Here is an 18383-nt window from a genome sequence, read left to right on the forward strand (position 1 = left end):
TCAAGGACGTCTTGCCGAAACGCAAACGCACCTGACTTAACGCTGCGCACACAAAAACGCCGGGCTTAGCCCGGCGTTTTTCATGGTGCGGTGTATGGCTTACAGCTTCGCGGCATGGCGCTGGTGGCGCTCCATGTAGCGTTCAACATAGGAGCAGGACGGGATCACCGTATAGCCGGCCTCTTCGGCGAACTTCAAGGCCTCCTCGGTCAGTGCCGCCGCAATACCACGACCCCGCAGTGCATTGGGCACGAAGGTCCGATAGATATCCAGGGTCTGTTTCCCGAGGTCCATATAGGTCAGATAGGCACGATGACCGTCCACATTGGTCTCGAACTGATGACCAGCCTGGTCATGGTGGATGGACAACGCCTCGCTCATCACTACTCCTCGCGGGTCTTGGTTTCTGACCCCTACCTTACCGATGTTTTTCCGGCGAAGGAACATCTACGCCACCCCGTGCCGGTTTCGACAACGAGAAAACCTTGAGCGCTTACAACCAGCACGTAGGGAATAGTAGGCGCCAATCCCGGGATTGCTCAAGGCGCACTCGTCATCCCCTGCCGCTGGTGGATATAGAAAGGGCCCCCGATCAACCAACGATCGAAAGCCTGAACATTGCCGGCAGTTGAACCTTGAGACGAACAGGCGCTCTTAAAGTCACCTCTACATGCACAAAAGATGCGGGGCAACACAACGCCGTGCTGAACGGAAGTGTCAGCGCGGATATATAAAATTTCATCTGTTTACAGGGCTTAACACATGCGGGCCGGCCCTTTCAGCCTGGATCCGGTGTTCGCCTGAATGAAAAAATTTGGACAGTTTTTATACAAACCTCCAAAAGATTAGCCAAAATAGATTCGGCGCATGAATTTTTTTTGCTTCTTGCGCTACGTCAGTTTACTTACTACAAGTAATGGGTAGTATGTACGCCGGCTATTAGCTCACTCTGAGAAACTAGCCATCTAATAGAAAGTCCTTGAAGGGGAACACGATGAACAACGTTCTGAAATTCTCTGCACTGGCCCTGGCCGCAGTTCTGGCTACCGGTTGCAGCAGCGTCTCCAAAGAAACCGAAGCACGTCTGACTGCAACTGAAGACGCTGCAGCTCGCTCCCAGGCTCGTGCAGACGAAGCCTACCGTAAAGCTGATGAAGCGCTGGCTGCTGCTCAAAAAGCACAACAGACTGCTGACGAAGCTAACGAGCGCGCTCTGCGTATGCTTGAAAAAGCTAGCCGCAAGTAATAATCCCTCGGGATTGTTATCAAGCCGATCCATTTATGGGTCGGCTTTTTTATTGCCTGGGGTTTGATCGCAAGCCCCTGTAGCAGGCTTTTTGTGGCGAGGGCGCTTGCTCCCGTTGACTGCGCAGCAGTCCCCGCTTTTGAGGACCTTTAAGCAAGCCTGCTCGCCACAGTGATCTCGCGCCTATTGCAGCTCGATCGGAGTGCTTGCCGCGACCGAGGCTGCGCCAGGCACGCCGATTTCCGTCGGCAACCCATCTTCCGCCGCGACCACGTCACGCACCTGATCCCAGTTGACCCGCAGGTTGTTGGCCAGGTCTTCACGCTTGAGCAAGGCGTTGATCACCGCGGTGTGTTTGTCGACCACCGACGGCGTACCGTCATCGTTCAACGGCGTATGCGCTTCCAGGTACACCTTGCCGCCACTGCTGCCGAACTTGTAGGCATCGTTGATGATGCGCACCGATGTGCCCACCGGCACCATGCCCGCCATCTCCAGCACGTTGTTGTTGAACATACGGAAGCAGCCGTGGCTTGTACGCGTGCCGATACCAAATTTCATGTTGGAGCCGTGGATCAGGTAACCCGGCGTGCCCAGGGTGAACTTGAACGGGCCCAACGGGTTGTCGGGGCCGGCCGGCACCACGTTTGGCAGCGGGTCGCCGTTGGCGGCGTGCTCGGCCTTGATCGACGCGGGCGGGGTCCAGGTCGGGTTGGGTGTCTTGGCAATGATGCTGGTGTGGGCGATGGGCGAACCCCAGCCTTCACGACCGATCCCCAACGGGAACGTGTAGACCACGTTCTGACCCTTGGGGAAATAATAGAGCCGGTATTCCGCCAGATTGATCACGATCCCTTCCCGAGGACCGGGCGGCAGGATGAAGCGCGTCGGCAACACGATCTCGGTGCCCGCCCCCGGCAACCACGCATCCACGCCGGGGTTGGCGGCGACCATCTCCGAATAACCCAGGTCATAGGTGGTGCCCAGGTCGGCAAAGGTGTCTTCGTACTTGGCCTTGATCACCTGGACCTGGCCGACGATGTCTTCACCCGGTGGAGGCAAAGGCAACTGCAAGGCTGAAGCGGAGCCAACCGCACAAAGTGCAGCGAGTGACAGGCAGCAGGTGACGACGGAAAGGCGCGACAACATCCGGAAAATCCTTCGCAGAACGACGGGTAGGTAAACATCGATTGTATACGTGAAGCGCGCTTCTAGCTGCCCCCTACAACTCGAAACGCAACTCCGGCCAGATCGGCGGCGTCCCGCGCTTCTGGGACTCCAGGATGGCGCGGCACAAAGGGCACAGGCGCTGGTCCTGGAAGATCGAACGATCCACCAGCGACCAACGCGGTTGCGCCGGCAATAGCGTGCCGCACAAGGTGCGATCGATGGTGCCGCCCAGTTCCAATTGACGCGTCACCAGATGCACCCGCACTTCCTGGCAGGCGAACAGATCCAGCTGCTCGTCCGGCTCGATCAGTTGATAGTTAAACAGGGACCAGGCAGGACGCGACATCGAGGGCTCCAAATCGGGGGGGCGCCACCTTAGCCGAAAGCCTGCCGGTAGAAAAGCGTCATAACAGTGGTTTTAGCGTCGGCCAGACATTTTCCAGCAACTTGCCCTGGGCGCCGACCGCCGGGTGCAGTTGATCCGCCTGCATCAGCTCCGGATGACCGCCCACGCCTTCGAGGAAAAACGGTACCAGCGGGACGTTTTTTTCCTTGGCCAACACACCATAGACTTCGGCAAATGCGGTGGTGTATCGCGGGCCATAGTTGGGCGGCAGCTGCATACCCAGCAACAACACCTTGGCACCGCCGGCCTTGGACTGGTCAATCATCGATGCAAGATTTTGTTTCAATTGCGCCGGCGGTTGCCCGCGCAAGCCATCATTGCCGCCCAACTCGATCACCACCACGTCAGGCTTATGCTCTGCAAGCGCCGCCGGCAGCCGCGCCAGGCCTCCGGCACTGGTGTCGCCACTGATGGAGGCGTTGACCACTTTATCGTCGAAACCCTCCTGCTTGAGCCGTTGCTCCAGCAGTGCCACCCACCCTTTGCGGGTATCCAGGCCGAAACCGGCACTGATACTATCGCCAACGATCAGGACTGTACCCGCCGCTGCGTTCTGGGCCATGCACATCAAGGCCAGGCCAGCACTCAAAAACCACATTCGCATCGGATTCTCCATGGGCGCAAGCATTCTCACCGCGCGGAACCTTAGCAAAGTGGTTCCCAGCGCGGAAGGTGAACTGACTATCCTGCACGAACTGAGCCTGGAACTGAACAAGGGCGATAGCCTGGCTATCGTCGGCAGCTCCGGTTCCGGCAAATCCACTCTCCTGGGCCTGCTGGCCGGCCTCGACCTGCCCAGCAGCGGCGAAGTCACCCTCGCCGGCCAAGCCCTCAGCACCCTGGACGAAGACCAGCGCGCACGCATCCGTGCCGAGCACGTGGGCTTCGTGTTCCAGTCGTTCCAACTGCTCGACAGCCTCAACGCGCTGGAAAACGTCATGCTGCCGCTGGAGCTGGACGGCCGCAAAGACGCCCGCGAACGCGCCCGGCACCTGCTGGAACGTGTAGGCCTGGGCCAGCGCCTGACCCACTCGCCACGCCAACTCTCCGGTGGCGAGCAGCAACGGGTGGCGATTGCCCGTGCCTTTGCCGCAGAACCGGACGTGCTGTTTGCCGATGAACCCACCGGCAACCTCGACAGCCACACCGGCGAGCGCATCAGCGACCTGCTGTTCGAACTCAACAAAGAGAGCGGCACGACCCTGGTGCTGGTCACCCACGACGAGCGCCTGGCCCACCGCTGCCGACGCCTGATCCGCCTTGAAGCCGGCCTGATGGTCGCGCCCCTGGAGCCTTGATGGCACGTTTGCCGCTGTTGCGTCTGTTCAGCCTTGCCATGCGCCAATTGCTGCGCGATGCCCGCGCCGGTGAATTGCGCGTGCTGTTCTTCGCCCTGTTGGTGGCCGTGGCCGCCAGCACCGCCATCGGCTACTTCGGTGCGCGCCTCAACGGCGCGATGCTGCTGCGCGCCACCGAATTCCTCGGCGCCGACCTGGTGCTGGAAGGCAGCTCGCCGGCCCGCACCGAGCAAATCCAGTCCGGCACCGAGCTGGGCCTGGATCACGCCCGCGTCGTGGAATTCTCCAGCGTCATCGCCACCGATAACGGCATCCAGCTCTCCAGCATCAAGGCCGTCAACGAGCAGTATCCCCTGCGGGGCCAGCTGAAAAGCGCCGCTGCGCCCTTTGGTGACGAGACGCCAGGCGGCGGCCCCAAACCCGGTGAAGCCTGGGTGGAGGCGCGGCTGCTGACGGCACTCGACCTCAAGGTCGGCGACAGCATCGATGTGGGCATGAAGACATTGCGCCTCGCCCGCGTGCTCACCTACGAGCCGGACCGCGCCGGCAACTTCTACAGCCTCACGCCCAGGGTAATGATCAACCTGGCGGACCTGGACGCCACCGGCGTCGTGCAGCCCGGCAGCCGCGTCAGTTACCGCGAATTATGGCGCGGGCCACAGGGCAGCACGGTGCTGCAAACCTACCGTGACCTGGTCAAGCCGGGGCTCGCCGCCAACCAGCGTCTGCAGGATTCACGGGACGGCAACCAGCAGATCGGCGGCGCGCTGGGCAAGGCCGAACGCTACCTGAACATGGCCAGCCTGGTGGCCGTGTTGCTGGCCGGCGTGGCCGTGGCCTTGTCGGCCAACCGCTTTGCCACCCGACGTTTCGACGCCAGCGCGTTGCTGCGCTGCCTGGGGTTGTCACGTCGGGAAGCCATGTTGCTGTTCAGCCTGCAACTGAGCGTCCTCGGCCTGCTGGCCAGCCTGACCGGCGCCCTGCTCGGCTGGCTGGCGCAGTTTGGCCTGTTCTACTTCCTCCACGACTTGCTGCCGGCGGACGTTCCACCCGGCGGGCTATTACCGGCGATTGCCGGGATCGGCACCGGTCTGGTTGCCCTCGCCGGTTTCGCCCTGCCGCCCTTGGCCGCCTTGGGTCGCGTACCACCGCTACGGGTGTTGCGCCGCGACCTGCTGCCGATCCCCTCCAGTACCTGGATGGTCTACGGCGCGGCGCTGTTTGCATTGGGCCTGATCATGTGGCGCTTGAGCCTCGACCTGGTGCTGACGTTCGCCCTGCTCGGCGGTGGCGTGGTCGCTGCGTTGGTGCTTGGCGGCCTGCTGCTGCTCCTGCTGCAAAGCCTGCGCCGCCTGCTGGCACGTGCCTCCCTGCCTTGGCGCCTGGGCCTGGGCCAATTGCTGCGTCACCCGCTGGCAGCCGCCGGTCAATCCCTGGCGTTTGGCTTGATCCTGCTGTCCATGGGCTTGATCGCCCTGCTGCGTGGCGAACTGCTCGACACCTGGCAAAACCAACTGCCCAAGGACGCGCCCAACTATTTCGCCTTGAATATCCTGCCGGCCGACAAGGAAGCCTTCGGTGCACGCTTGCTGGAAGTGCAGGCACAATCGGCGCCGCTTTACCCCGTTGTGCCGGGCCGCCTGATCAGTATCAATGGCGAACCGGTCCAGGAAATCGTCAGCAAGGACTCCAGCGGCGATCGTGCGGTACAACGTGACCTGAGCCTGACCTGGGCCGCCGACCTGCCGCCGGGCAATGCACTCACCGCAGGCTCGTGGTGGTCACAGCAACCCGCCGACGAAATCCCTGGCGTTTCTGTTGAGGCCAAGGTGGCGGAAAGCCTCAAGCTCAAGCTCAATGACCACCTGGTGTTCACGGTGGGCGGCGAAAATCGTGAAGCGCGGGTGACCAGCCTGCGGACCATCAATTGGGATAACTTCCAGCCCAACTTCTTCATGATTTTCCAGCCGGGCACCTTGAAGGACCTGCCGACCACCTACCTGACCAGCTTCTACCTTGCGCCAGGCCATGACCAACAAATCGTCGACCTGTCCAGGGCGTTCCCGGCGGTGACCATCCTGCAAGTCGAAGCGCTGCTGGAGCAGCTACGCAGCATCCTCGCCCAAGTGACCCTGGCGGTGGAGTACGTGTTGCTGTTCGTCCTCGCAGCAGGCATGGCGGTGTTGTTCTCCGGCCTGCAAGCCACCCTGGATGAGCGCATCCGCCAAGGCGCGCTGCTGCGCGCACTGGGCGCCGAGCGCAAGCTGTTGGTCAAGGCCAGGCGTATCGAGTTCGGCTTGCTGGGTGCCGTCAGCGGGCTGCTGGCGGCGCTGGGCACCGAGCTGGTGACGTTCGTGCTGTACCGCTACGCGTTTGACCTGGCCTGGCACCCTCACCCGTGGCTGTTGCTGCTGCCGGTGATCGGTGCGGTGCTGATCGGCGGTGCCGGTGTGTTCGGCACCCGCCGCGCACTGAATGCCAGCCCGCTGACCGTGTTGCGCGAAGGTTAAAACGCGATGGGCCCGCATTCCTCACAGAATGCGGGCCCATTTCGCTCACTTCACGTACTCGATCCCGGTGATCCACCAGCACACGTCACCACTGGGGGTCTGAACGATGGCCTCATCGTCCACTTCCTTGCGCAACAACGCACGGGCCATCGGCGAATCGATGGAGATGTAGTCCATGCGCTCATAAATCTCGTCATAACCGACAATGCGAAAACGCTTGGTCTCACCTTGCTCGTTTTCGATGTCCACCCAGGCACCGAAGAACACCTTGCCCTCCTGCTCGGGCATGTACTCCACCACGCGCATGTCTTCCAGACGCTTGCGCAGGTAGCGCACGCGGCGGTCGATCTCGCGTAGCAGCTTCTTGTTGTACTGGTAGTCAGCGTTTTCGCTGCGGTCGCCCAACGAGGCCGCCCATGTCACTTTGCGCGTGGTGTCCGGGCGTTTTTCACGCCACAGGTAATCCAACTCCTTTTTCAGCGCTTCATGACCTTCTTTGGTAATCAGCTTGGTACTCAAACGCGTGCATCCCCAGGCATGTCCATAGGTACCGAGATACCTGGGTTTCACACCCGGGCCTCGGCTGGCTGGCCCTGATGATAAATGAACCCGTGAAAGTAGCCAGGCCAGTCTAGCCATCCAACGCCTGATCCAGCTCCAGCAGCATGCCCCGCAGGCTCTGGCGCAAGCCCGACACCTGCGACGTCATGGCCTTCAGGGCTTCAGCCCTCTGGCTGACAGCAAGCGAATGGTCATGGAGTTGAGTGGTGCGTTGCTCCAGTTCTCGAACCTTCTGATCCAGTTGACTCTGCTCTTGCTGCAATCGCGCCTGCCATTGCTCAAGTGCCGACTCCCGTTCGAGTGATGCGCGTTTTTGCTGGGTCAGCTCCTGAGCGACACGGGCAAGGTTGGTCAAGGTGCTGTCGACTTCGAACAACGTACTGTGCTCGCCGGATGCAGGGAGATTCGATTGCGTCGGCGCATCAGGCTCATGCGAGATAGCAGACACGGCCGGCGTCATGATCACGGGCGCTTCGACGCGCGCCTGCCGGGGCTCCTCAACAGGTTGTTCATGCACCGGCGGCCGGGAAGGCTCGGATGCGCCCGCTCCTTTGGGAGGAGAAGTCATTTGCGACGAGAACCGAATGGACGGCACGATCACTGAGGCACTTTCGATCGCCGGTAGCGTTGGCGCCGACATGCCCAAGGTGATCACTTTCATCACCAACGCCTTCTTGATGATCACCGAATGATGATCCTCGGGCCTGGCAGGCGGCAGCTTGCAACCTTTCAAATCGAGAAAATGATAGGGCACCTGCGTTTCGGTAACACCCCCCGCCTTAATGCCCGACGCGGCCAACGTCAGTATTTGCTTGAACACGTGCAAGGCTACTTGCAGATCTTCCTTGGACTCAACGCCACTCAAAAAATAGCGGTCAAGTTTCTTACGCAAGGCCGCGATATAAACCCTCGAACTTCCGGGCTCGACCTCTTCATCCAAACTATAAACAAGAAAGTTGGAGGCCGCCTGACCTACAGCAAACCCACAGAGCAAGGCACCGTTAACCGGAGCATCCTGACCATTGCGTTCAAGAACAAGGGTACGTAGCAGCATCATGGCAATCAGGCCTCAATATGCGGGGCAGAAAGTTTACATAAACAACAAATAAACACTCGAAATCCGGACACTCTAAAACACGCCCCATTGTTTCAGTGGCCCGCCTGACTCGCACGTAGGACTTCTCTTATTAAGACTGATCGACGTTCCCAAAAACGATCATTACCCGTACCCTTTTTTTAGCCCCCCTACGTCATGCCAAACTTATTCGGTAAAAAAATGATCGAAATAAGCAATCTGACAAAACACACGGGTAACACAACAATAATCAGTGACTTTTCATTCATTGCACACCCACAAGAATGTCTGGGGCTGTTCGGGCAAGACCCTATTGTCAAGACAGCCCTGCTCAATGTAATAGCCGGTTCAACGCAACCCTCCAGCGGCTCTATAAATATCCAGGGGTTCAACACACAAACCCATGCACTTAAGGCGAGGCAACTCGTCGGCTATCAACTGTCCAAAGACCTCGGCCATCCGACGATGTCCGTCAAAGCGTTCCTTGACTTCATCGCCGCCCTCCGTGGTTTCCACGGTGCCGAAAAGCGCGCCAGGTTGGAACAGGCTATCGCGCGACTGGAGTTGTTTGCGGTGCTCAACGCGCCGCTCGACGCTCTTTCCATCGGCTGGAAACGCAAAGTCGCCATCGCCCAGGCCATCCTGCATGGTCCTTCCCTTTTACTGCTGGATGAACCCACCGAAGGACTCGCGCCTGATCAGAGGCGTACATTCCAGGCGCTGATCCATTCATTGACGCAAGAAATGACCGTGATCATCGCCTCTCGCCACTGCGATGAATTGTCCGAGCTGTGTACCCGTGCCTTGGTCATTGCAGGCGATCGCCTGGTGGCCGATACCCCCCTTCCCGATCTACAGCGCGACTCGCGCCACTTCCAGGCCGTCACGCTCAGTGCCGAGACCCCGCTGGATTTACTCGCACTGGCCGTACTGCCAGGCGTAGCAGGCATCGAAGAGCACCGGCATGCACCCGGTACGGTGACCGTTCTCGCCATGCCGGGACACACCATCTATCCCCATATCAACACGCTGATTGCCAGCCGCCGCTGGAAAATCAATTCACTGAATCTGGAGCCAGGTCGCCTGAATGATGTGGTCCACCACCTGAGCCAGGAGGCGCCCCTTTGAAACTATTGCCCGTCATTTTAAAGCGTCAGCTCACCAGCTATGCGCGCGCACCCAGTACATACCTGAGCATCGCCATCTTTCCGATGCTGTCGGTGGCACTGGGGTTCTACATAAGCCCGTGGCTGGAACAAAATGGCAGCGACCTGCAGGTGTTTTTCCAGTTCCATCCTTGGCTCTATCTGCTCCTGATTCCCGCCCTGGCGACGCAACTATGGTCGGATGAAACCAACGCGGGGTTTTACGGCCTGATGAAAACCATGCCCATCACGCTGTTTGAATGGGTCATCGGAAAATTCATCGCCGCCTGGCTCGTGGCAGGCACCAGCCTGTTGCTGATGTTTCCTCTCGTTATTATCGCCAACTATCTGGGTAAGGCAGACAACAGCGTGATCGCCTCGCAATTCTTGGCGAGCTGGCTGCTGGCGGGAGGCTACCTGTCCGCGGGATGTTTTATTTGCGCGCTTGTATGTCAGCGCACGGTCATTTTCGTACTGACCGTGGGTTTATTGCTCACGGCCAGCGGGCTTTCTTCTCTACTGGATGCGCTTGAGCACCAAGTGCCTATAGGATTGGCCGACAGTTTAGTGTCCCTCAGTCCTTCCTGGCGATTCAGCAGCATCGACGATGGAAAACTCACACTTCACGACTTACTTTACTTCTTCAGCATGATCCTCGCCTTTCTCACTGCGACCACGGTCACACTCAACTATAAACACAGCTGAGAAGGGAAACCCTTAATGCGGTCCATTCTGCGCACCGGTATGACACTTACCGTTATCTTGCTGCTATTCCTGGCTTTTAACTTGGTTTGGACAGGTAAAATACCTGATGCAAGGTGGGATCTTTCTCAACAAAAAGTTCACTCTTTATCGCTGCCGGCACAACAACTACTCGCGACACTGGAAAGCCCGGTGGACTTATATTATTTCAATTCAAACAACCATCCGAAAAGAAGCTACGCCGTGAAACGCTACGGCAAACGGATTGAAGATCTGCTGAAGGAGTACGAAAAAAACGCCAAGGGCATGATCAACCTGCACGTTATTGAACCTGCACCTTTTTCGGAAGACGCCTACAAAGCCCGGCTATCGGGTCTCGACGACAACGCTGGATTTCTCGGCCTTATAGCCACCCGCGCCGGTCACGGCGTGCGACGTATTGGATCCTTCAGCCTCGACCGGGAGCCGTTGCTCGAGTATGAAATCAGCCATCTGCTCTATAAGTTGCAGCACCCGGAGCGCCCGGTGATTGCGCTGCTGTCGGGCCTGGCGATGGACGAATCTGCAAGTCGACTGCTGAAGGCGCTGCAGCATGAATTCGATCTGGTGAATCTGGAACCGTCTGCCGCGCAAATACCCGAAAACATCAACACACTGATGGTTGTGCACCCTCAGACGTTTTCTGAGCGAACCCTGTACGGGATTGAACAATTTGTATTGAGAGGCGGTAGGTTGATGATGTTTATCGACCCGTTGAGCGACCAACGCGCCAACGCCGGTCCAGTCAACACTCGGCTGGACGAACTGCTTGCCGCTTGGGGCATCCAGATGTCGGCGCACACGCTGGTGTTCGACTACCTCTACACGCCTTTGGAAACCCAAGGTGCCCCCAATCAGGCCAGATTGAACCTGCCCCGGCAGGCAATGAACCCAAACGATATCAGCACATGGAACCTCAATAGGGTGACCGCCTCGAGCAGTGGCGCCCTCACACGAGTGAGTAAAAGTCGAACGACCTTCACCCCTCTCCTGCAAAGTTCCGAGCAATCGGTGCTGCTGGATGCCGGCAGTTTTACCAGCGCAGCCCCATTCGACGCATTGATTGAAGAGGCGGCGAGCAAAGAGCAACGCCATGTCATTGCCGCGCGTATCGAGGGACCGACCTATTCGGTATTTCCCGATGGCATCCAGGGGCAGCCGCCAGGTTTGCAGAAAGCGACGCAGATCCACGTCGTGGTCATTGCGGACACGGACATGCTCACGGATAAGGTCAGCGACTCGGCGCCAGACAGCAACGCCCTGTTTGTCCTGAACACATTGGATAACCTGTCCGTCCCCGACAGGCTTGCTGCGATTCGTCCTCGAGGGGCGCAGCAAATGCCGCCGACGGTACTGGAGAACATGCGGGAAGCCGCAAGACACGCCTATCGCTCAAAGGCCGGTGAACTGGAACGACGCCTGCTACGAACCGAGCAGGAATGGCAGCGGCTGACCCCTTGGACAACGACCCTCGGCACTCAGGCCGTGGACACCACCACCCAACTACAAGCACTCAACAAAGAACGCCTGCGCCTGCCCATGGAGTTGCATGCCTTGCAGCACCAAGCGTATGCCCAGGTGCGTCGCCTGGAACTGGTCATCAAGTTGGTCGTGACCTTTGCCATACCGCTGACGTTATGCCTGATCGCCTGGACGGTCTTTCTACGCCAGCGCCGTCGTCGGCTGCAAGCCGGCAACGTGATTCACTGAGCGTTCAACGACGGGCTATCAGCCCCTGCCGGGCAACGCGGGTCAATTCGCGGATGACCTCATCGGCATCACTGGCGCTGGGGGCCTGGATAACCGCGAGGTCAAAACTGTTGCTGGCAAAACGCGCCAGGGAATCGCCGTCCTCGACAAACTGGATGAGGAACGCTGACGGTCGGCCTGTGCGACGCGGCCAACCATCCAGGTAACGCAACAGCGTCGGCTGGTGCTTGCCGCCCAGGAGAATTTTCGGATTGCGTTGAGTGAGGTCCGCAGTGATCGGAGCCAGGCGTATCAGGGGGCGTAATGCATTCATCGTGTCGTGTCTCTGCCTCAAAAGTCTGCGGGCAGGTGAGAGGCAACACCGAACCAGCGCTTTAGCGGAATTTCGAAGCATGGAGCATGCTTCTGTCGGGATCGATAACGATCACCCATGGCGCCCCGCAATTAGCTGTTTAAATCGGCGCATGAGCGGCATCCTAGAGAAGCCGGTGGGGCGGTGTCAAGAATCTCGAGCAACGAAAAGGCCCGCGCATGGCGGGCCGATTCAGGGTTCTGCAGAATGATCAGTGAGCGATGGCGCGGTCGGCAGACAGCTTGCCGGCACCTTCCAGCAGCACCGCAAGGGAGCCGCCCAGCAAGGCCAGTGCGAACTCATAACCGTTGTTAGCCATGAACAGACCGTTATGGATATGCACCGAGAAAATCGCCACCAGCGACAGGATAGTGAGGCCCAATGCCGCTGGGCGAGCCAGCAGGCCGATGATCAGCGCCAAGCCCGCGAAGAACTCGGTACCGCCCGACAGCAGCGCCATCAGGGTACCTGGGGCCAGGCCGATGCTTTCCATCCACTGGGCAGTGCCCGCCAGACCGTAGCCGCCAAACCAGCCAAAGAGTTTTTGCGAGCCGTGGGCGGCGAAGATGATGCCGACCACAATACGCAAGAGGGTCAGGCCGTAGCCGGCGCGGGTAGACAGAATGCTTTTGATCAGTGGGCTCATGGTGATAATCCTTTTCTAAGTAGGGGTTGGTTGGCCGCTATATTAATCAGTTTAAAGAATGATAAAAGCCGAAAAAATGCCTGATTAATATCGAAATAACCGATTACTTTCGCGAGGCGATTTTCGGCGTCGGCGGCTCCAGGGACTCCCGTTCCCGGTCGAACGCCAAATAGTATTTGTTGACGCTATTAACATAGCTGACGCCGCCCATCCCTACTTGCTCCATGGCTATGCGTTCAACCTGGAAGAACCACTGATTGGGGTTGAGCCCCCGGCGCTTGGCCTCGGTGCGCATGCCCTGCACCCGCTCGGGCCCCATGTTGTAGGCCGCCAGCACAAAGGCCATGCGCTCACGCTCATTGAGCTTGGGGCTGGCGAAGAACTTGCGACGGATCATCGCCAGGTAGCGTGCCCCCGCCTGCACATTGCTATCGAGGTTCTCGATGTTGTTGACCCCCACGCGCTGCGCCGCCGACGGCGTGATCTGCATCAGGCCGGTGGGGCCACCGCTGTTGCGTGCACCCGGGTCAAGCGCCGACTCCTTGAAGGCCAGCGCAGCGAGGTTGAGCCAGTCCATGCCCTGCTCGCGAGCATGCTTTTGCAAGACGGGGCGCAGTTTTTCCAGGCGCTGGCGGTCGACGCGGGCCAGCGGGTTGCGCACCTGATAGAGGCGACGGTAGATACGCTGGAACGCCACGTCCTGATCGGAGGGGGTGCGATAGGTCTTGAGAAATCGATCGATGCTGGCCCGCAGCATCGACGCATCCTGGCGCACAAACCAATATTCGTCACCGGGTGCACTGACCACCACCTGCTTATCGAAACGCAACTTGGGCAGGATCTTCGACCAGCGCTCGGCAATCGGCTTCTCGACAATAGTCAGGTGGAAAATCCCCGCCTGAACCATCTCAAGCACATCCTCCACGGCCAGGGTCGGGTCGACCCATTCCACCTTGATCGGTGGCTGTTTGTGCAGGGCCAGCTTCTGGTTGACCTGGCTGATGGCATCCGCCGCCGCGCTGCCGGTGGTCAACGCCAACGTACGCCCGGACAATTGCTCCAACTTGGTGAACCGTCGCTCGCCCTTCACGCCTACCAGCCACAGCGGCACATCGCTGGCAATCGGGTCGCTGGTGCTGATCTTGTGCACGGCCTTCACATCCAGCAATTCACCGGGTGCGACCAGGTCACCCTCGCCACGCGCCAGCGCGCCGAGCAATTGGTCCTTGGCCTTGGGAATGATCTTGAGGTTGATTTCCTGGCCATCACGGGCGTGGCCGTTGAGGTATTGCTCGAAGGCGCGCAAGCGATGGTATTCGACACCGATGGCCTGGCCCTGGACCTCGCCGGAACTGTTGCGGCTCTGGTTGACCAATACGCGCAGGGTGCGGCTCGAGCGAATCTCCGCCAGATCGCGAACCTTGCCGGGCTTGGTCACTTCCAGCGGCCCGTCCAGACGCGCGACCGCCTCCAGGGGCAGCCATAACGTCAGGCACAACATAAGCAACGCCGAGGGTCGGATCATCCGCTCTCCGGAAAGAATACTGGCCAACGCCCTCGCGAAAAATGAAGGCGTGGGAGTCAGAAACAGAGCGCTTAATGCGCAGACTTTGCGCGCAACGGTGGCACGGGCAAGGCGTTGAGCCAAACACAATGTCACTTGCGACGTTCAAAGACAGCTATAACTCGTTGTAGTTCTTCGATTTTCTTATAAATCTACAGCTCTGATATGCTTTCCGGCCGCAGGCGGAGATAGCACCATGCAACTCATTGATATCGGCGTCAACCTGACCAACCCCAGTTTCGACGAGAAGCACCAGGCCGTGCTCGAGCGTGCCTACGCCGCCGGCGTGCAACAATTGGTACTCACCGGGACCAGCGTCGAGGGCAGCGAACAGGCCCTGGAGCTCTGCATAAAACAGGATGAAAGCGCTCAACGCCTGTTCAGCACCGCCGGCATTCACCCCCACTCCGCCAGCGACTGGAACGGCGACAGCGCCCAGCGCTTGCGTGGATTGCTCGGTGAAAGCCGCGTGCGTGCCGTGGGCGAATGCGGGTTGGATTTCAACCGCGACTTCTCGCCCCGCCCCCAGCAGGAAAAAGTCCTGGAAGAACACCTGGCCTTGGCCGTCGAGCTGAAACTGCCGGTGTTCCTCCATGAACGCGACGCCAACGTGCGCCTGCTGGAGATCCTCAAGGGCTACCGCGACCACCTCACCGCCGCCGTGGTGCATTGCTTTACCGGCGAACAGCAAGCGTTGTTCAGCTACCTCGACCTCGACTTGCACATTGGTATCACCGGCTGGATCTGCGACGAACGCCGTGGGACGCACCTGCACCCACTTGTCAGGGAAATTCCCCGAGGCCGTCTGATGCTGGAAAGCGACGCGCCCTACCTGCTGCCACGCACACTGCGCCCAAAACCGAAAAATGGTCGCAACGAGCCCGCCTATCTGCCGGAGGTACTGCGCGAAGTCGCCCTGCACCGCAACGAAAACGTGGAAGACCTGGCCCAACACAGCACCGCCAGCGCACGCGCTTTTTTCGGTTTGCCTGCCACTGTTTGATGCGGCGCATTGACCCATGTCAAAACGGTTTTCCTGAGTAGCGGCACAATAATGGCACCTTGCCAATGCTGTTTCCGCTATCAGAGAAAACCTTCCATGGGTGCCTGGCTTAGCAATATCTCGCTGAAGTACAAATTCTGGGCCGTCAATGCGGTCGCCTTCATTACCACACTGCTGCTGGTGCTCTACGCCGTGCAGCTTGAACAACAGGCCCGCAGCACGGCGTCACACGCCTCGGTGCAGGCGCAAGCGCGGTTACTCAGCGCCTGGCCGGCGGACAAAACGCTGCCCAAGGGAGAGCTTTGGCTGACGTTCGCAGGTGGCCAAGTCCCACAACTGGCCGATCAAGACCTGTCAGCCCTGAGCAACGCCAACGGCTGGGTCGAACTCAATCACATGCCCCTCTTTGGCGAAAACCCACTGATGGGTGCCGAAGTGATCGCCCGCCCCGACGGGCAACACGTCGCCGTGCTCGCCTACGCCCCCAGCTTGAGCCAGGTGTTCACCGAACGCTTCGCCAACTACGCGGTGGCGGTGTTGATCCTGATGCTGGCGATGCTCGGTGCCTCGCAATTGCTGATCCGCTTTCTGCTCAGCCAGCTCAACACGCTAAAAGACGTGATGCTGCACGTGGAAAAAACCGGCGACCTGTCCGCCCGCGTGCCCTTGGCGTGCAAGGATGAAGTTGGCCAGATGGCCAGCGCCTTCAACGCCATGCAGGCCGGTTACCAGCGCGTGGTCAACACCGTCGCGCGTACCGCCCGGCAACTGGACGAGGGTGCTGCGCGGCTGGCCAGCAGCATGAACGAGGTGCAGCACGGCATGCTCGGCCAGCAAAGCGAAACCGACCAGGCCGCCACTGCCATTAACGAGATGACCGCCACCGTCCATCACATTGCCCAACATGCCGGCGCTACCCGGGATCTGTCGCAGACCGCCGACACCCTCGCCGGCAGCGGCCAGGAAGTGGTCACCCGTGTGCAACGCTCGATTGCAGGCCTGTCCACGGGGGTGCAACAGACGGCCGAAATGATCCAGAAACTCGCCGAGGACAGCCAGAAAATCAACGGCGTGGTCAGCGTGATCCACAGCATCGCCGAACAGACCAACCTACTCGCCCTCAACGCCGCCATCGAAGCCGCCCGCGCCGGGGAAATGGGCCGTGGCTTTGCCGTGGTTGCCGACGAAGTGCGTAACCTGGCCAAACGCGTGCAAAGCTCCACCGACGAAATCACCCGCATGGTCTCGGCACTGCAAGACGGCACCCGTGACGCAGTGGACTTCATGCAGGAAAGCTCGTTCAAGGCCGACGATTGTGTACAGCAAGCCCAGGAAGCCGGCGCCGCACTCGCCGAAATCACCGGCGCCGTGGCGCAGATGCGCGAAAGCAACACCCAGATCGCCGTCGCCGCCGAACAGCAGAGCCACGTCGCCGAAGAAATGAACCGCGCCGTGGTGAGCATACGAGATGTGACCGAGAACACCGTGCAGCAAACCGTGGACTCGGCGACCACCAGCAATGAACTGGCAACCTTGGCCGGGGAGTTGAGCAAGGCAATTGGGCAACTGAAGCTGTAGGACTGTTCAACCTGTAATCTTCTGCCTACACCAAAACCACGGTTTACCCGAGGTTTTGGCGAAACTTCCTAGCGTTACCCGCGAATAACGCCGACATCTTTTCCCTTTCAACCTCTCCAAAGTCTCTCGCCTGATCAATCAGCGCGAGGGACCGCCGATGCACTTCTCTATCCGTGCCCCACTGAATGGGGCCGTCGCATGATTCCGGTTATCGCCAAGTTCGTCCTGTCCCCCATGGATGACAAGAAGCCGGACGTCGACAGCGTTTTTCGTGACTTCCGCAATTGCCTGAATACCTTTGACGAATGGGCCGAGAGCTTCTGGAGCGGTTCGGCCCTGGAAGTGGAGCAGGTGTTCAAGGTAGGGGAAGAAGTTTCCCTCATTGCTCCCGTATCGTCCAAAAAACCAAACTCCACGGTTGCCCTCTGCAAGGCCCAGGGCTCGTTGACCCTGGTGCATATGTTCGAGAGCACGCGGTTCGTGCCCATCGACAATACCCCGGTGATGCTGCAGGCCATTGCTCCTGACGGCAGCCCAATGGGCCCGCCGATCCATCGCACCATAGGCCCCAGTGGCATTCTCGAAGTCAGCGACTGCACCCGCGATCAACGCTACCAAATCACCTTTTACCCCAATGTCTCCAAGGATCATGTCAAGGCGCTGTACGCGTCTTATCAGTCGGTGATCGCGGGGCTGGAAATGGGCCTGCGTGATGAGTGGACGAAGACCTTCAAGCCGCAATGGAAAGACTTTGCCAACGCCACGCCGTTCGAGCGCAGCGCGATGCAAGGCCTGGCGTTCTCAACTGGGATTGCCAAGGCGCTCTACAACCTGTGGGACAACCTCACCCAGTTGTTCGAGCTGCTGGCGGATATCAAAGCCAATAGCCAGAAGTTGCTGCAGTACGTCTCACAGGCCGAACTCGACGAACTGCTGAAACTGGGCAAAGACGCCATCGCCCATGGCCTGCTCGTGCTCAGCGATGAACCGCTTTTGTTTATCTATCTGTCGGCCATGGTCGCCTGGATACGCCTGCTGCCGCCGCCTGAGATGTACGAGCTGCTCGGCGAGATTACCGGCGAGGTGCTGATCAATCTTTTCTTGATCTGGGCGACGCGGGGCATGGGGGTTCAGGTTCGCCTGGGCATGCAGGTGTTGGGGCCTATCAAATCGGGTAGAGCCCGCAAATGGCTGGAGCGGCTGGCTGATCAACTGGTCGAGCCTCGGCTGGAAGCGCATGCCGAAGCGGCCAAGCCGTTATTGCTCGGCAGCGCGGGGACGCCGATCAGGGTGATTCCGGATGTGCCGTTGAAGGCTGGGGATCAGGTGGTTGCCAACCCGGTGCCGGTGGTTCGGGACAAGGCCAAGCAACGGACGG

Annotated in this window: 17 protein-coding genes and 1 pseudogene; 9 read left to right on the forward strand and 9 right to left on the reverse strand. The window is 59.5% G+C overall.

The window, feature by feature from the left end:
* Window positions 1–99 precede the first annotated feature (99 nt).
* Window positions 100–381 (reverse strand): GNAT family N-acetyltransferase, encoded by a 282-nt coding sequence (locus tag AC3ZU9_RS29770; RefSeq protein WP_003189869.1) that lies wholly within the window; start codon window positions 379–381, stop codon window positions 100–102.
* 613 nt (window positions 382–994) lie between these two features.
* Between AC3ZU9_RS29770 and oprI the strand changes: the two genes are divergently transcribed.
* Window positions 995–1246, forward strand: coding sequence for an outer membrane lipoprotei OprI (gene oprI, locus AC3ZU9_RS29775; RefSeq protein WP_003172710.1), 252 nt, complete (start codon window positions 995–997; stop codon window positions 1244–1246).
* A 183-nt stretch (window positions 1247–1429) separates the two neighbouring features.
* Here the strand turns inward: oprI and AC3ZU9_RS29780 are convergent, their stop codons facing one another.
* The 3 genes from AC3ZU9_RS29780 to AC3ZU9_RS29790 form a co-directional block, all read right to left on the reverse strand.
* Window positions 1430–2395: a L,D-transpeptidase family protein gene (locus AC3ZU9_RS29780; protein WP_490091717.1), complete on the reverse strand. Its 966-nt coding sequence runs from the start codon at window positions 2393–2395 to the stop codon at window positions 1430–1432.
* A 73-nt stretch (window positions 2396–2468) separates the two neighbouring features.
* Window positions 2469–2762 (reverse strand): hypothetical protein, encoded by a 294-nt coding sequence (locus tag AC3ZU9_RS29785; RefSeq protein ID WP_043205006.1) that lies wholly within the window; start codon window positions 2760–2762, stop codon window positions 2469–2471.
* Window positions 2763–2820: 58 nt separating this feature from the next.
* Window positions 2821–3426, reverse strand: coding sequence for an arylesterase (locus AC3ZU9_RS29790; protein WP_122809786.1), 606 nt, complete (start codon window positions 3424–3426; stop codon window positions 2821–2823).
* Window positions 3427–3436: 10 nt separating this feature from the next.
* On the opposite strand from AC3ZU9_RS29790, the gene AC3ZU9_RS29795 reads away from it, so the two are divergent.
* Entirely contained in the window at window positions 3437–4120 is a 684-nt protein-coding gene (locus AC3ZU9_RS29795) for an ABC transporter ATP-binding protein (protein WP_005786391.1), read from the forward strand.
* Complete coding sequence (locus AC3ZU9_RS29800; protein ID WP_046035038.1) at window positions 4120–6630, forward strand: ABC transporter permease; 2511 nt, start codon at window positions 4120–4122, stop codon at window positions 6628–6630. Before AC3ZU9_RS29795 ends, AC3ZU9_RS29800 begins: the two co-directional genes overlap by 1 nt.
* Window positions 6631–6675: 45 nt before the next feature.
* Here the strand turns inward: AC3ZU9_RS29800 and greB are convergent, their stop codons facing one another.
* Together greB and AC3ZU9_RS29810 are read right to left on the reverse strand one after the other, a co-directional pair.
* Window positions 6676–7149: a transcription elongation factor GreB gene (gene greB / locus AC3ZU9_RS29805; RefSeq protein ID WP_012722976.1), complete on the reverse strand. Its 474-nt coding sequence runs from the start codon at window positions 7147–7149 to the stop codon at window positions 6676–6678.
* 112 nt (window positions 7150–7261) lie between these two features.
* Window positions 7262–8248, reverse strand: coding sequence for a hypothetical protein (locus AC3ZU9_RS29810; protein WP_490091718.1), 987 nt, complete (start codon window positions 8246–8248; stop codon window positions 7262–7264).
* A gap of 219 nt (window positions 8249–8467) precedes the next feature.
* Here AC3ZU9_RS29810 and AC3ZU9_RS29815 point away from each other — a divergent pair, with 219 nt between their 5' ends.
* The 3 genes from AC3ZU9_RS29815 to AC3ZU9_RS29825 are packed head-to-tail and all read left to right on the forward strand — an operon-like array spanning window position 8468 to window position 11862.
* Window positions 8468–9394: an ABC transporter ATP-binding protein gene (locus tag AC3ZU9_RS29815; protein WP_490091720.1), complete on the forward strand. Its 927-nt coding sequence runs from the start codon at window positions 8468–8470 to the stop codon at window positions 9392–9394.
* On the forward strand, window positions 9391–10116 hold the full coding sequence (locus AC3ZU9_RS29820; protein ID WP_012722973.1) for an ABC-2 transporter permease: 726 nt from the start codon (window positions 9391–9393) through the stop codon (window positions 10114–10116). Before AC3ZU9_RS29815 ends, AC3ZU9_RS29820 begins: the two co-directional genes overlap by 4 nt.
* Window positions 10117–10131: 15 nt before the next feature.
* Window positions 10132–11862, forward strand: coding sequence for a Gldg family protein (locus AC3ZU9_RS29825; protein WP_490091719.1), 1731 nt, complete (start codon window positions 10132–10134; stop codon window positions 11860–11862).
* A 4-nt stretch (window positions 11863–11866) separates the two neighbouring features.
* On the opposite strand, the gene AC3ZU9_RS29830 is transcribed toward AC3ZU9_RS29825, so the two are convergent.
* From AC3ZU9_RS29830 to AC3ZU9_RS29840, 3 genes are all read right to left on the reverse strand, one after another.
* Window positions 11867–12175, reverse strand: coding sequence for a hypothetical protein (locus AC3ZU9_RS29830; RefSeq protein WP_043205003.1), 309 nt, complete (start codon window positions 12173–12175; stop codon window positions 11867–11869).
* Window positions 12176–12425: 250 nt separating this feature from the next.
* A complete protein-coding gene (locus AC3ZU9_RS29835; protein ID WP_012722970.1) occupies window positions 12426–12860 on the reverse strand; it encodes a DoxX family protein in 435 nt (144 codons plus the stop codon).
* A 103-nt stretch (window positions 12861–12963) separates the two neighbouring features.
* Entirely contained in the window at window positions 12964–14385 is a 1422-nt protein-coding gene (locus tag AC3ZU9_RS29840; RefSeq protein ID WP_012722969.1) for an MltF family protein, read from the reverse strand.
* 235 nt (window positions 14386–14620) lie between these two features.
* Between AC3ZU9_RS29840 and AC3ZU9_RS29845 the strand changes: the two genes are divergently transcribed.
* From AC3ZU9_RS29845 to AC3ZU9_RS29855, 3 genes and pseudogenes are all read left to right on the forward strand, one after another.
* Window positions 14621–15427, forward strand: coding sequence for a TatD family hydrolase (locus tag AC3ZU9_RS29845; RefSeq protein WP_093546043.1), 807 nt, complete (start codon window positions 14621–14623; stop codon window positions 15425–15427).
* A gap of 96 nt (window positions 15428–15523) precedes the next feature.
* On the forward strand, window positions 15524–17005 hold the full coding sequence (locus AC3ZU9_RS29850) for a methyl-accepting chemotaxis protein (protein WP_093546040.1): 1482 nt from the start codon (window positions 15524–15526) through the stop codon (window positions 17003–17005).
* A gap of 198 nt (window positions 17006–17203) precedes the next feature.
* Window positions 17204–18383 (forward strand): annotated as a pseudogene (locus AC3ZU9_RS29855) (type IV secretion protein Rhs); the annotation flags it as partial.

The sequence above is a fragment of the Pseudomonas sp. A39 genome, assembly GCF_058145955.1.